This is a genomic window from Synergistaceae bacterium, assembly GCA_031267575.1.
Taxonomy (GTDB): Bacteria; Synergistota; Synergistia; order Synergistales; family Aminobacteriaceae; genus JAIRYN01.
On record JAIRYN010000076.1, the window covers coordinates 1 to 13,941 of the forward strand.

Here is a 13,941-nt window from a genome sequence, read left to right on the forward strand (position 1 = left end):
TATATTCGCTTCAGGAGAGTTCATGCAACAGCGCCCTCTGGACCTTCGCGGGCAGGCCGGGGAAAAAGCTCTCCAGCCGCTCGGACAGAGACGGGCCGTGAATCTGGGAAAAATCCTTCAGCTCCAGTGGCCCGCCGGGAAGCTCCGCGACTTCGCTTCCTTCATATAGGCTTCCTTCATATAGGCTTCCTTCATACAGGCTTCCTTCATACAGGCATACAGTTTGCACATCTTCCCAATGGCCCGGGTTATCACTCCGTCAAACTGAAGTATCTTCCCGCCAAACTAAAGGATCTTCACCGGTTTCATAGTCTCGTCCTCACGTTTCCTGCTTTTTTCGCTTTTTTCGTTACCTTCATTTGGGGAGCGGCATTCCGAAATAGTTCACGGCGTTGTTGAAACAGATATTCCGCACGATCCCGCCAACGAGGTCGAAGTCCCCCGGCAATTCCCCCGCCTCCATCTCCGCGCCGAGTTTGGCGCAAAGCAGCCTGCGAAAATACTCGTGCCTCGGATACGAAAGAAAGCTGCGCGAGTCGGTGAGCATCCCGACAAATCGCGAAATCAGGCCGATGTTGGACAGAGCGCTGAGTTGGCGATTCATGCCGTCTTTATTGTCGTTGTACCACCAGGCTGTTCCAAACTGCATTTTTCCAGGCGTGCGACCGTCCATGAACGAACCCACTATCGAGGCGACCATGTCGTTGTCGCTAGGGTTCAGAACGTAAACGATTGTACGAGCCAGGCAGCCCTCCGATTCCAGCCTATCCAGCAGCGTGACCAGTGCCTCACCTATGGAAAACTGCCCGATGGTGTCGTATCCTGTATCCGGGCCGCAGAGACCGAAAGCCCGCGAGTTGTTATTGCGCTTCGCCCCAAAGTGCAATTGCTGCGTCCAATTCGCGCGGGCGTCCATTTTCAGCATTTCATAAAGCAGAGAAGAACGGTACTGTTCCAGTTCGTCACCCGTCAGAGATTGCCCCCTCCGGAGTTTTTCAAATGAGACCGCGACGTCCGCGTCCGTGTACGGAACTGCGTAAGGGCGCTCGATGCCATAGTCCGATAGTTTGCAGCCGCGGATCTCGAAGTGTTGGTGACGGCTTTCGAGGGCCTCCAGCAGGTTGAAGTAGGAAGAAATGTCATGTCCCCACGCAGCCTCCAGCTTGTCCATCCACGCGTTGACGGCGGGAGCGTCGTGTGCCGCTAGGGCCTTGTCCGGCCTCCAAGCGGGGTAAATTTTACAGCCCCATTCTTGAGAGGCAAGGCGCGCGTGGCAGTTGAGATCGTCCACCGGATCATCCGTGGTGCAGATAACCGAAACGTTGCTGCGTTTAATGATGGAGCGAACGGAAAATTCCGGTTGCTTCAACATTTCGGAGCATTGTTCGTAAATCTTTTTCGCCGTCGCCGGGGACAGAAGCTCGTTTATCCCAAAATATCGTCTCAGCTCCAGGTGCGACCATTGATAGAGCGGGTTGCAAATAGTTTGGGGCGTCGTTTCCGCCCAAGCCGCGAAACGTTCGTAGTCGGGCGCTGCCTCCGGGATACCTGAGATTAAACGTTCGGGGACACCACAGGCTCTCATGGCGCGCCACTTGTAATGGTCGCCATAGAGCCATACCTGCGTCAGGTTCTCGAAGTTCACGTCGTCCTCGATCTGCTGGATGGGCAGGTGTGAGTGATAGTCGAATATCGGCATATTTTTAGCGTACTCGTTGTAGAGCCGCTCCGCCGCCTCGTTGGGCAACAGAAAATTTTCGTCCAAAAATGTTTTCACGGCAACGCGCTCCTTATCTCAAAAGATTTGGCAAAAACATGCTGATTCCGGGGATGAACGTGACTAGCAGCAGGGCTACGATCATGCAAAGATAAAACGGCAGCGTCGCTTTGACGACTTTCTCCATCGGCAGGTGAGCGACGGCGGAGCCGATAAACAACACCGCCCCCACCGGCGGAGTCAAAAGGCCGATTCCGCAGTTGAGTACGATGATGATGCCGAATTGAATGGGGTGAATGCCGATCGACGTGGCAAGCGGCAACAATATCGGCGTGGCGATCAAGATGATGGGCGCCATGTCCATAATGCAGCCCAACACCAGCAAAATACCGTTTATCAACAACGCTAGCATGATCTTGTTCGTTGTCACGCTGGTGATGGCCTTGGCCGCTATTTCCGGCACGTGCAGGAGCGTGAGACAGTAACCGAAGACGCAGGACGTGGCGATCAAAACCAGCACGATGGAGAGTGTGTCCACACATTCACCTAGAGCGTGCCAGACACCCTTCATGTCGAGTCCCTTGTATATGAAAAGGCTGACGAAAAGGCTGTAGATAACAGCGATTGCGGCCGATTCCGTCGCGGTGAACCATCCGCACACCACTCCGACAACCACGATTACCACCGCAGCTAGAGCCCAGAACGATTTGCACGCCTGTTTGATGAAGTTCATCAGACTGAATTTCGAGCCCTTCGGGTAGTTTCGCTTCACTGAAATGATATACGAACCGATCATCAGTGAAATTGCCAGGACCGCGCCCGGAATATACCCCGCCAGGAAGAGGCTGCCCACCGAGATCCCTCCGGCTGTGGTGGCGTAAATCACCATGTTGTGGCTGGGAGGCACCAAAAGCCCCTCGCAGGACGACGTGATGGTGACCGCTGTGGAAAAATCGGCGTCATACCCCTGATCGACCATCATGGGGATCAGGATGGAACCCAAAGACGCAGTATCGGCCGCGGCGGACCCGGAGATTCCGCCAAAGAAATACGAGGCCACGATGTTCACCATCGCCAAGCCTCCGCGCATCCATCCAACGATGGCGTCGGCCAGCGCGATCAGTTTTTCCGAAATACCTCCCGATCCCATGAGAATCCCCATAGTTATAAAGAAGGGAACGGCCATCAAGCTGAACGAATTGACCCCTTTTACCATCTGCTGGCAGACAACGGAGACGGGTTTGCCGAGGTATAGGAGGCACAGGGCGGACGAGATTCCGACCGCGTAAGCGATGGGAAAACGCAGCAAAACCATAAGGAGAAACCCACCGATCAAAATCAAAATGGCGACGTTTTCAGGACTCATTCTTCGATACCTCCTTCACAAAAAAAGCCCCAATATGACGGCACAGGATTTCCGCCTCAAAAACGAGCATACAGACGCCGGCTAGTGGAATGGGAAAGTACAGCCAAAACTTGGACAGCGTGGGCATACTCGTATAGAAAGCCTTACTGCCCAGACCCGTGCAGTACTTCCAACCCGCTACGAGCATCATGACGGAAAACGCGGATACGGCGAGGTCGGCCACTACGTCGAGGGTTTGCACGACTCTCACGGGCAAGTAGATATCGAGGGCGGTCATGCGGATGTGGGCGTTACGTCTCAGGGCCATGGACGCGCTGACGACGGCCATGTAAATCATGCAGGTCAATACAATCTCCTCACTCCAGGCCGGGTCGGGAATGAAAGAAACGTACCGTCCCAGCACCGCCATGGAAGTGATCAGAATATCCGTCACCAGCAGGAATTTGCAGAATAACATAACGGTTCTGTGCGCTGCGTCGAAAAACGGCTTTGCGCGGTCGATCTTTTGAATAAAGGACGCCACGGCGTTTTCTCCTTTCGTCGATCGTCGATACATAAAAAGACGGCGCGAGGCAAAACGAGTCACCCAGCGCCGTCTTTCGACTGATAGCGTTTGCTAGGCTGTTATTTCGCCATGTCGAGAATGGCTTTGTAATCTTCCTCCATACCTTTGGAGAATTGAGCGATGACGTCCTTACAGGCTTCCTGCCACTCGCCGAGGTCTTTCACCTCAATGAAGGTAACTCCTGCGGTCTTCAAGCTGTCTATGCATTCCTTCTCGATCTGCGCCGAAAGGTTGGCGTTGAATTCGCTGGCGTATTTACCGGCCTCGACGATGAAAGCCTTGTGCTCATCCGAGAGCTTATCCCAAGCGCTGTCGGTGATCAAGACCTCACCGCAGCCCAGAGTGTGTCCGTCCAGGATCATGAATGGCGCGACCTCGAAGAAAGAGTTACTCTGATAATTGACGATGGGCTGTTCCGCGCCGTCAACCACCTTCGTGGAGAGCGAAGAATAGAGTTCGTTGAACGACACCACCGTGGGAGACGCTTTGAGACCATTGACCATGCCGGTCATGATCGGGTCGTTGGATACGCGGATCTTCTTGCCGGCCAAGTTGGCGAGGCCTTCGATGTTGCTGTTAAAGAAGAAATGCCGGAAACCCTCCTCAACGTAAAAAAGTCCCTTGACTCCGAGCTTGAGTTCTGTGGCCTCGTTCAGCAGTTTCGCGCCCAGTTCGCTGCGCGCGATTTTCCAAAAATGCTCTCTCCCCGAAAGAGTATAGGGAACGCTCAGGAGAGACATGAGCTTTGAGCCATAGCTGTTCAGGCTGTACGTCGCGATACGAGACATATCGACTGTGCCGCCTCCACCAATCATGGTGTCAAGCACGTCGTTCTCAGCGCCCAGAACACCGCTGAACTGGATATCGATGACGAGAGACCCTTTGGAGAGTTCCTCCACCTTTTCCTTGAACGCCTGAGCTGTCCTGCCCATCAGAGAATCAGCTGGGTTGACCTCCGCGTAGACCAGCTTGACGCTGCTCGCCGCCATGCTGGGACTCGCGCAAAGAACAAGGCCCAAAGCGGCAAAAAACACCGACACTACAGCGATACATACAAACTTCTTCATTATCTTTTCCCTCCCGAAATTTGATTGATGGAGCACTATGTTAAAAACGCGTGTTGCGTTCAAACATCCCAAAAAACATCCCAAAAGAAGAGCATGTTATCGTTTACTCGATCTCATACGCTCGATAATTATAAAAATATTCTGTCCGAAACCGACCACAAAAACACCTTCTCTTCAGTTAATATCGAATATTATCGAAGAAAATTTCCCTGCGTCGCGTTCAAACATGCAAAAGAAAGGAACGTTATCGTTTACTTGAATTTATCAGAAGCGTATCCAATTGTCAAGATTTAAAGTTAATGAATTTTAGTTGAACTCAAAGAGTTGAACTCAAAGAAATGAAAGGTCTCTCGAAAATATATTCTTTGCTTGATTAAATGTGATACAATTTACGTAATCGTTAACTTTTTGTTAAGAAGAGGATCTCCTTATGACGACAAAAGCGACACTAAAAGATATCGCTGAGGCAATGGGGGTAACGTCGACCACAGTACACCGCGCGTTGAAGGGCAAAGACGGCGTCAGTGAAAAGATGCGGCAAACCATTCGAGAATTGGCGGCGAAAATGGGATATCGCTCGAATTATCTTGCCTCCGCCTTGAAACGCAAGAGCATCCGTATAGCGATCGTTTTGCCTGAGCCGGTCGATGACAACAAGTATTACTATGGGCGGATGTGGAGGGGCGTCCGCGATTTTTTGGCTGAGGTGTCCGAGTTTCCGATCGCGCCCATAGAACGCACGTATTCGTTCGTTTATGGAGCGAACGGAGCGGCCTTAGAAAGTCTGTGTCAAAATCATATCGGTAAACTCGATGGTCTCATCACGATGGGCGTGGATCAGGGACAGTCGTTGTACTTTGTTGAAAAATTCATCGAGCGCGGCGTTCCCATCGTTTATGTCGGCAGCGACATTTCCAGAGGCGGCAGGTTTTGCTGCGTAAAATCATGCGACGAGATGGCGGGAAGCCTCGCAGCCGAACTCCTCACGGCGTTCCACGAGGACAAGACGCGAAGAAAAGTGATCCTCCTCGGCCATTCTGGTCAATTGGGGATGACGGATCAGATTCACAACGCGGCGGGTTTCGACGCTTATATTAGAGAGAACGCTCCTTATCTCACCTTGATTCAGCTTCGGGGCGCGGGTCACCTTGAGGTGTGCCGCGAGCTGGAGCAAACACTGCGGAGTGTGGAGGGCGTCTACGCCATCTATTCTTGCAGCGCGCGCCATACTGTCTATATGTTGCGGGTGATTGAAGATTTGGGGATGAAGGGTAAACTGAAACTCATCGGGAACGACAGTTTCGAAGAGAGTTTGAACGCGTTGGAAAGAGGAGAGCTGACGGCAATCATCGACAAAAAGATCGCGCGACAAAGTTACCTCGCTGTAAAAACCTTGTTTGATTATATTGTGAAGAGCGAATACCCCCCCAGCGCCCAACTTCAGCTGAAACCTGAGGTCATCCTGAGAAGCAATCTCAAAAAACACTTTCTTTCCGCCGTCGAGTCACCCGGCAATCAGCTCGCGCACGGCGAAATTCTCAGCCCGAATTTTAAAGTCAGATAAAACTGTAGCGGGCCGAGGAACTGGGTCAATATCCGGGTATTTGGCTCGTGAAGGCGTCTCGCTCTCTTGTGTCATCTTGTGTCATCTTGTGTCATGATGAAAATAAGGCGGCTGTGTCGGGCGTGGTCGATAGAAGTCGATAGAAGTCGATAGAAAGGGACATTTTCTTGATTTCCGCGCTTTTCAATTTCCGCGCTTTTCAGGCCGCGTTTTTTCGATGACAGTCACCGAATATCATTTAATAACCTTTCGCAAGAAGCAATAACCTTTCGCAAGAAACAATGACCTTTCGCAAGGAGGGCAAAAGGTCATCAATAAAGTTCTTCAAAATTCTTCATTAAAGTTCTTCAAAATTCTTCAAAGTTTTTCATTGTCGTTATAATTTATGAATATTAAACTACGAACATTTAAACTTATAGAAATCTAACTTGGTCGGGACGAGAGGATTCGAACCTCCGACCCCCTGCACCCCATGCAGATGCGCTAACCAGACTGCGCTACGTCCCGAACAACTTAGTGTATTCTACAGGATTTTCGCCAAAGGTCAAGAGCTTCCGATGAAACTGTACCAAAATCCGCGAGTCGAAAAATCTCCATAAATCCTTTCAATGTAAGGGATAGCGCGTTTTCCTTTTTTCATCGTGTAATCCTATTTTCCTTTTTTCATCGTGTAACCCTATTTTCCTTTTTTCATCATGTAACCCTATTTTCCTTTTTTCATCGTATAACCCTATTTTCCTTTTTTCATCATGTAACCCTATTTTCTTTTGTTCATCGTATAACTCCGTTTTCCTTTTTTCATCGTGTAACCCTTTCGGAGTTTTAGCTCTTGGAGCGGGGAGGGCCTTGGTCTTGCCGGAAGAAGCCATGGAAGAAGCCATGGAAGAAGCCGTGGAGGTAGAGAGCGTAAAGTAGGAAAGAACCTCGGTCAAGACCTGAGAGTGTTCGCTCATAGCTTCGGAATGTTCCGCCACGCTTCGGGCGGACTGAACCGTGTCTTCCGTTGCCCGACGAATGTTGGAAAGGTCTTCCACCATTTCTATTGTAGATTTGGTGGCGCTGTTGATAGCTATCGCTACTTCCCTACTGGAGGCCGCTTGTTCTTCCGCTACGGCAGCGATGTTCTGGATGGAGTCATTGGCTTTGTTCATCTCCTGAAGAGCTTCATTCAAGTCACCTTGCGTCTGTTCCGCCTGAGTAAGGGTTTCCATCAACATCCGGCCCGCTTCGGCGGTAGCGTTGATGCTTTCTTGGGCGTTGCTCTGGAGCTCCGCGATAATCCCGTTCACATTCCGGGCCGCTCGCGCTGATCCCTCCGCCAGTTTGCGCACCTCTTCAGCGACGACCGCAAAGCCTCGCCCCACTTCGCCAGCCCGCGCCGCTTCGATAGCCGCGTTTAGAGCCAACAAATTCGTCTGATCCGCGATGCCGGTAATGACCGACACAAAACTGTTGACGTTTTCGACGGAGACGACTAATTGTCGCGTTTTGTTTTCGCTTTTCTTGGCGTTGACGTTTACATTGCGCATACCCACGATGACGTTGTTCACCATTTGAATGGCTTTGTTGGAGGTGTTGGTGATCTGAGAAATAAACGCGGCGCTGTTTGTTGCCGATTGAGCCACGGCATCGGCCCCGGCGCTCATCTCCTCTATGCCGGCGTTACATTCCTCCAGCGCGGCGCTGTTGTTTTCACTCGAAGCGGCAACATGCTCGATGGATGTCTTGATTTCTTCCATGGAGGTGTTTGTCTTCTCGGAAATGGCCGACAAACTGTTAGCGCTCGTGGAAAGGTCGCCCACCAGATCTACGACTTGCTGCGTACTATCTTTTTGTTTGTCGAGCATACTAGAAATGGCGTCCGCCAATTCTCCCAGTTCGTCCTTGCCTTCATAGCCAAATTCCTTCCGCTCGATGGTCAAATCGCCTTCTTCAGCGCGCTTAGCCAGTGTGACGATGGTGAAAAGAGGCCTGGAGATATCACGAGAAATGAGAATCGCGATCAAGATTCCCAAAATAAGGGATATCGCCGCTGATAGGAGCAAAATCATAGTGGCGCTTGCCAAATTGACGACGCTCTCTGATGAGATAGTCGCCACGCGCTCCCACGCGATGTCGAAAGCGTTTAAACTTTCTCTGTTCATAACCTGTTCGAGAGAACTGCAGATATTGTTTTCTTCTTCAAAAACCTTCTGGCCCTGCGCTACATCTCTTAGACTGGCCGCGTAATTTTGGGTCGCCTTGATCGCCTGATTCAGCAGAGTTATGCTTTTGGCGTTGCCGCTGACGTCCCGCAAAGCGGCAAAATCCTTTTCGAAAGACGGAATTTCCTTATGCGCTTCCTCCATCATGCGAGCATTGTTGGTGCTCGTCGCTCTCAGCATATCGAGGCGCAGAGTTTGAATTCCGACCAAAATGTTCATACTCTTCTGGAAGCCGCTAATATTCTCTTCGATCTTGCTCGCGTCAAGGGTTATCACCGTGTCTGTGGCGGCCTCTGCATAAGACGTTGTTATTTCGCTGGTAATTTTGGTCATCTCATTCCCATGATCCTTAGCGGCAAGGTCGCGCTCCTTCTTTTTTCTGATGGCGACTATAGTTTTATTGACGGAATCCGCGAAGTCCTTGTAAGATTCCACAAATTTATCTTGAACGTATTTTATGGAGTAGAGGGTCGGATGAGTCATGCCGAAGGCGAGAATGACGTCGATATTCTTCTGAACGACCGCCTCTTTCGCCTTCACATCCGCAAAACTTGCTTCCGTTTGCTCGTACTGCATCCGACGAAAAGAAAGCAAAAACTCATAAGTGGATTGTTCCAGATTCGATGTTTCTCGCATGATAGGAACGATAGCCTGTGCTAGTTCTTCATTACCCCTTCTGACAGTCTCTAAACTTCTCCACGTCACAACGACAGCTCCAAGAAACACAACCAAGAGCAACCCAAACCCTATTAACAACTTAGAACGGATTTTAAAATTTTTCCACATATACCTCATCCTCTTTAAGTTTGTCTTGTAAAAGGCTTTTCTAGAGTTTGAAAAAAGAGTTTTCTTTCATTAGTATATCCATTAGAGTTTTCTTTCATTCAGTATATCCATTAGAGTATATCCATTAGTATATCTATATATCTAGTATATCCATATATCGCTTTGATGTTTTAGTTCAGCTGAACAATAATTATATCTTATGTAATCATTCAATCAAGGCCTCTCGGAACTAAAAATGATAATATTAGGCACAGGAAGACCTGAGCGAAAATTTTTTACCAAGAGCTTGAACATTAAAAAAAGTCGTCTTGACGCGTTTGAATTATATTTATGTGATATTGAGTGGGAAAACAGAAATATCTCTTTGTTACGAACAAAAGACAGAAAAAAGCTACGTAATATAGCCACTTAATACGTATATCAATTATTAAATAAAAAAACATTAGCAAAAAATATGACATTCACCTCATCCTCACTCTATAATTTTACTAATTCAGATAATAACATTTTTCTGCACTTTAGTCCAATATAAGTTAGTTAGAAATTGTAGTTGTTCAATATGTAGTTGTTCAAAGGTAGAGGCACTAGACGAAAAGAGATCAAAGTAGTAAAGTAGTATCACAAGTTAGGATATTGGGTTCGATGCAGAAAAACACAGGTTGCTTGGGTTGTGTTTGAAGTGATACTTTCAAGGCGATATGTGAATTAGAAGCAATATTAGAAGCAATAAGAGAAGCGATAAGAGAAGCGATAAGAGAAGCGTTTGGTAAAGGATTGCTGAAGCAAACGAAATTAATGTTTCGTTTGTAATATTGATTTGGGAAATGAAAAGAGTTATAGGAAGCTAAAGGAGTTAAAATATCAACAGCGGTTCTGGGGTGGTTCTGGAGTCGCGGGCGGTTCTGGAGTCGCGACGTTGGGTTGTATTTGCGTAAGATCAATGTTTTTTGTTTTGGATTTTTGTGGATATTTGTTTTGGATTTTTGTGGATAGAGGAAGTTTGGACATGATCGCGAAACGTAAAATAGACGAATACTATATGAGTCACGCTCTTTCTCTGGCTTGGCGGGGATTAGACACGACTTCCCCTAACCCTAGAGTCGGTTGTGTGTTGGTGAAAGAAGGACGCGTTATTGGTGAGGGATATCACGCTCGATGGGGAGGACCCCACGCCGAGGTGGTCGCCCTGAATGACGCGGCAAAAAAAGGCGGGGAAACGAAGGGCGCCACGGCCTACGTCACCTTGGAGCCTTGCTCCCATTTCGGAAAAACACCTCCCTGCGCTCCACGGTTGGTGGATGAGGGGATCGCTCGTGTTGTTGTCGGTTCAGTGGACCCCAACCCCAAGGTAAAGGGGAAGGGACTCGAAATTCTGAAGGCTGCGGGGGTGGAAGTGTCATTTCCCTGTTTGGAAAAAGAGTGCAAATGGCTGAACAGAGGGTTTTTCAGGAGCAAAACCCTGAATCGTCCTTGGGTCACATTGAAGGCCGCCACAGGATTAGATGGGAAAATGGCCCTTGCTTCTGGAGAGAGCAAGTGGATCACCGGCGATACAGCAAGAAATTGGGCGCATCTTCTGCGGGCCGAGCACGATGGGATTCTTGTGGGTGTGGGAACGGTCCGAGTGGACGATCCCGAACTGACGGCGCGGAACACTTGCGGTAAATCGCCTTTACGCATAATATTAGACGTGGATCTTTCGTTGCCCCTAAATTCCCGTGTCTTACAAGGGGGGTGTCTGATTTTCGCGGATGGCGACGGTTCAGGATTTTCGAGAAAAAAGCGGACCCTCGAACAGGCGGGGGCAGAAGTTTGCGTCGTCCCCTCCGTTGGAGGACGTGTTGATTTGAAATCCGTTCTTCAGGAACTGACGACGCGGCAGGTACAGTCCTTGATGGTCGAAGGCGGCCCCAAGGTCATTTCCGCCTTCATTGAGGCGGAGTTTTGCGACTCCCTGGTCCTTTTCGCGTCGGCGTCTTTGTTAGGCGAAGGGCGCGGGCTGGGAGAGGGGTTGCGTTTCGATTCTATGGGGAACACGGTTCGTCTGAGAGAGACGACGGTGAGACGCGCGGGGGAGGACCTGCTTGTGGAGGGGATTTTTCGATGTTCACCGGCCTTGTAGAAGCAATAGGGAAAGTCTTGGACGTCCGAGAAACCCGTGACGTCTTTCGCCTTTCTATCGAATGCCCGGAGTTCGCCTCGGAGTTGGCGTTGGGACAGTCCGTGTCAGTAAGTGGGGCTTGTCTTTCTGTGGCGGCGGTGAGGGCGAGCGTCTTCGACGTGGAAATGATGCCAGAAACCGTGAAACGGACGCGTTTCGTTTTTTTGACACGGGGAGTTTTCGTGAACCTGGAGCGAGCGATGAAGTTGGGCGAGCGCTTGGACGGGCATCTGGTGCTGGGACATGTGGACGGAACAGCGAAGGTCGAGAAACTGTCAGGCTCGGCTCGGACGAAAAAGGCTTTTTTCCGCGCCGACCAAGACGTGACGCGTTATATCGTGCCAAAAGGGTCCGTGGCGGTGGACGGGGTCAGTTTGACCGTGATCGACGCGGGCGCTGGAGGTTTTTCCGTGGGGCTGATTCCGACAACACTGGAGAGCTGCACCTTGGGCCGCCTCGCGCCGGGAGATGTCGTCAATATAGAGACCGACGTCATCGGGAAGTACGTGGAGCGATTGCTGAGCCCAGAGCGCGCTTCAGCGACGTCGGGTTTGACGTTGGGGGAGATGTATGAACTTGGTTATGGATAAAGGCCGGCAATCGGCCGAAGAATATGGAGAAACGGAACTGGTGGGCAACGAAGTAAGGAACGAAGTAAGGTTTGAAGTAAGGAACGAAGTAAGGTTTGATGCCGTGAAATTCGACACGATTGAGGACGCGATCGAGGACATCCGCCAGGGCCGTATGGTTTTGGTTGTGGACGATGAATCCAGGGAGAACGAAGGTGACGTGATTATGGCGGCGGCGCACGCCACCACGGAGAAAATCAACTTCATGGCTCGTCACGCCCGGGGTTTGATTTGTGCGCCGGTTTCAGAAGAGATCGCGAAGCGGCTCCAGTTGGATCTCATGACGAAACAAAGTTCGGATAAACACGGAACAGCGTTTCTGGTGTCGGTGGACGCGAAAGAAGGTATCTCTACGGGAATCTCCGCCGAGGAGCGGGCGATCACCGCGCGGCTTTTGGCGGACCCAGAGGCGCGTCCCGATGACTTCTACCGGCCGGGGCATTTGTTTCCTTTGGCCGCCAAAACGGGCGGTGTCTTAAAACGGGCGGGGCACACGGAGGCCACGGTAGACCTGGTGCGGTTAGCGGGGTTGCCTCTGGCGGGGTTGTGTTGCGAAATTATGAAAGAAGACGGAACAATGGCGCGTTTACCGGATCTGGCGCCTTTCGCGGTCCAGCATAGGTTGAGGCTGATTACCGTGCGGGACCTCATCGCTTGGCGCGCTACTCGTGAAAAACTCGTGGAGAAGGTTGTCGAGGTCAATCTGCCGACGGAGTTCGGACTGTTTCGCGCCCACGCCTACCGCAATACCTTGGAGGACGACGATGGCCATACCCATATCGCCCTGGTGAAGGGGGACATCTCCAGCGTCTCCAATGTTTTGGTGCGCGTCCACAGCGAATGCCTGACAGGCGACGTATTCGGGTCCTTGCGCTGCGACTGTGGCCCCCAGCTTCACACCGCTCTGGAAATGATCGGCAAAGAAGGCGTTGGGGTGTTACTTTACATGCGCCAAGAAGGGCGCGGCATAGGAATCCTCAATAAGCTGAAGGCCTACAAACTTCAGGAAGAGGGTATGGATACGGTAGACGCGAATATTGCTTTGGGCTACGCCCCGGACTTGCGTGACTATGGCACGGGCGCTCAAATCTTGAAAGACTTGGGGTTAAAAAAAATCCGCCTTCTGACCAACAATCCCCACAAAATCGTGGGTCTGGAAGGACATGGCCTTCAGATCATAGATAGAGTACCATTAGTGATCGAACCCAACGAGTTCAATAAGGATTACATGCGCACCAAAGAAAGCAAGATGGGGCATTTACTGCACTCGCTGTAACGTGACGGTTCGCGAGATACACACGTCAATACATGTCAATACACGTCAATATGGGAGGTTCGGGGAATGAAAATAGTGGAAGGAAAATTGATAGGTACGAAGCTTTCGATAGCGATTGTCGTTTCCCGTTTCAACGAGTTGATCTCCAACAAACTTCTTGAGGGGGCGAAAGACGCGCTTTTGCGTCATGATGTGTCTTACCAGCATATAGAGGTTTATTGGGCTCCAGGCTCCTGGGAGCTGCCTTTAGTGGCCAAGGAACTTGCTCTTTCCGGCAAGTACGACGCGATTATCGCCTTGGGGGCTGTCATTCGCGGGGATACACCTCACTTCGACTATGTATCCTCGGAGGTGTCCAAAGGGCTGGCCCTTGTGGGCTTGGAACAGCGCGTTCCCGTCCTGTTCGGCGTCCTGACCTGCGATACTTTAGAGCAAGCCCTCCTGAGGGCCGGCAGCAAGGCGGGGAACAAAGGAGCGGATTGCGCCTGTGGGGCCATCGAAATGGCTAACCTCTTGAGAAACATCCGAGTCGGAGAAAAAGGCGGCGTTTAACTAACAGAATTTGTGGGTTTTATAAACTTCGTCTTCCCCAGCATAAATTGAATT

10 protein-coding genes and 1 tRNA gene are annotated in these 13,941 nt (G+C 50.5%); 5 read left to right on the plus strand and 6 right to left on the minus strand.

The features are described from left to right. Window positions 1–355: 355 nt before the first annotated feature. The 4 genes from uxaC to LBJ36_12330 form a co-directional block, all read right to left on the minus strand. A complete protein-coding gene (gene uxaC, locus LBJ36_12315; protein ID MDR1379816.1) occupies window positions 356–1,777 on the minus strand; it encodes a glucuronate isomerase in 1,422 nt (473 codons plus the stop codon). Between the two features lie 13 nt (window positions 1,778–1,790). Then, window positions 1,791–3,083: a TRAP transporter large permease gene (locus LBJ36_12320; GenBank protein MDR1379817.1), complete on the minus strand. Its 1,293-nt coding sequence runs from the start codon at window positions 3,081–3,083 to the stop codon at window positions 1,791–1,793. After that, window positions 3,073–3,639: a TRAP transporter small permease gene (locus LBJ36_12325; GenBank protein ID MDR1379818.1), complete on the minus strand. Its 567-nt coding sequence runs from the start codon at window positions 3,637–3,639 to the stop codon at window positions 3,073–3,075. The genes LBJ36_12320 and LBJ36_12325 overlap by 11 nt, the downstream gene beginning before the upstream one ends. 68 nt (window positions 3,640–3,707) lie before the next feature. After that, on the minus strand, window positions 3,708–4,715 hold the full coding sequence (locus tag LBJ36_12330) for a TRAP transporter substrate-binding protein (protein ID MDR1379819.1): 1,008 nt from the start codon (window positions 4,713–4,715) through the stop codon (window positions 3,708–3,710). Window positions 4,716–5,145: 430 nt separating this feature from the next. Between LBJ36_12330 and LBJ36_12335 the strand changes: the two genes are divergently transcribed. Continuing rightward, window positions 5,146–6,279: a LacI family transcriptional regulator gene (locus LBJ36_12335; protein ID MDR1379820.1), complete on the plus strand. Its 1,134-nt coding sequence runs from the start codon at window positions 5,146–5,148 to the stop codon at window positions 6,277–6,279. A gap of 429 nt (window positions 6,280–6,708) precedes the next feature. Here LBJ36_12335 and LBJ36_12340 read toward each other — a convergent pair. Together LBJ36_12340 and LBJ36_12345 are read right to left on the minus strand one after the other, a co-directional pair. Beyond that, a tRNA-Pro gene (locus tag LBJ36_12340) sits at window positions 6,709–6,786 on the minus strand. A gap of 98 nt (window positions 6,787–6,884) precedes the next feature. Further along, window positions 6,885–9,269 (minus strand): methyl-accepting chemotaxis protein, encoded by a 2,385-nt coding sequence (locus LBJ36_12345; protein MDR1379821.1) that lies wholly within the window; start codon window positions 9,267–9,269, stop codon window positions 6,885–6,887. 985 nt (window positions 9,270–10,254) lie between these two features. Here LBJ36_12345 and ribD point away from each other — a divergent pair. The 4 genes from ribD (at window position 10,255) to ribE (ending at window position 13,887) form a co-directional block, all read left to right on the plus strand. After that, window positions 10,255–11,391: a bifunctional diaminohydroxyphosphoribosylaminopyrimidine deaminase/5-amino-6-(5-phosphoribosylamino)uracil reductase RibD gene (gene ribD / locus LBJ36_12350; protein ID MDR1379822.1), complete on the plus strand. Its 1,137-nt coding sequence runs from the start codon at window positions 10,255–10,257 to the stop codon at window positions 11,389–11,391. Next, entirely contained in the window at window positions 11,373–12,020 is a 648-nt protein-coding gene (locus tag LBJ36_12355; protein ID MDR1379823.1) for a riboflavin synthase, read from the plus strand. Before ribD ends, LBJ36_12355 begins: the two co-directional genes overlap by 19 nt. Next, window positions 12,001–13,335, plus strand: coding sequence for a bifunctional 3,4-dihydroxy-2-butanone-4-phosphate synthase/GTP cyclohydrolase II (locus LBJ36_12360; protein ID MDR1379824.1), 1,335 nt, complete (start codon window positions 12,001–12,003; stop codon window positions 13,333–13,335). Before LBJ36_12355 ends, LBJ36_12360 begins: the two co-directional genes overlap by 20 nt. A gap of 66 nt (window positions 13,336–13,401) precedes the next feature. After that, a complete protein-coding gene (ribE, locus tag LBJ36_12365) occupies window positions 13,402–13,887 on the plus strand; it encodes a 6,7-dimethyl-8-ribityllumazine synthase (GenBank protein ID MDR1379825.1) in 486 nt (161 codons plus the stop codon). Window positions 13,888–13,941: the final 54 nt, after the last annotated feature.

Excerpts from the sequence above, each read along its gene's own strand:
- LBJ36_12320 (MDR1379817.1), bottom strand. The coding sequence starts at position 3,083 with ATGAGTCCTGAAAACGTCGCCATTTTGATTTTGATCGGTGGGTTTCTC.
- LBJ36_12325 (MDR1379818.1), bottom strand. The coding sequence starts at position 3,639 with ATGTATCGACGATCGACGAAAGGAGAAAACGCCGTGGCGTCCTTTATT.
- LBJ36_12330 (MDR1379819.1), bottom strand. The coding sequence starts at position 4,715 with ATGAAGAAGTTTGTATGTATCGCTGTAGTGTCGGTGTTTTTTGCCGCT.
- LBJ36_12335 (MDR1379820.1), top strand. The coding sequence starts at position 5,146 with ATGACGACAAAAGCGACACTAAAAGATATCGCTGAGGCAATGGGGGTA.
- LBJ36_12345 (MDR1379821.1), bottom strand. The coding sequence starts at position 9,269 with ATGTGGAAAAATTTTAAAATCCGTTCTAAGTTGTTAATAGGGTTTGGG.
- LBJ36_12355 (MDR1379823.1), top strand. The coding sequence starts at position 11,373 with ATGTTCACCGGCCTTGTAGAAGCAATAGGGAAAGTCTTGGACGTCCGA.
- LBJ36_12360 (MDR1379824.1), top strand. The coding sequence starts at position 12,001 with ATGAACTTGGTTATGGATAAAGGCCGGCAATCGGCCGAAGAATATGGA.
- ribE (MDR1379825.1), top strand. The coding sequence starts at position 13,402 with ATGAAAATAGTGGAAGGAAAATTGATAGGTACGAAGCTTTCGATAGCG.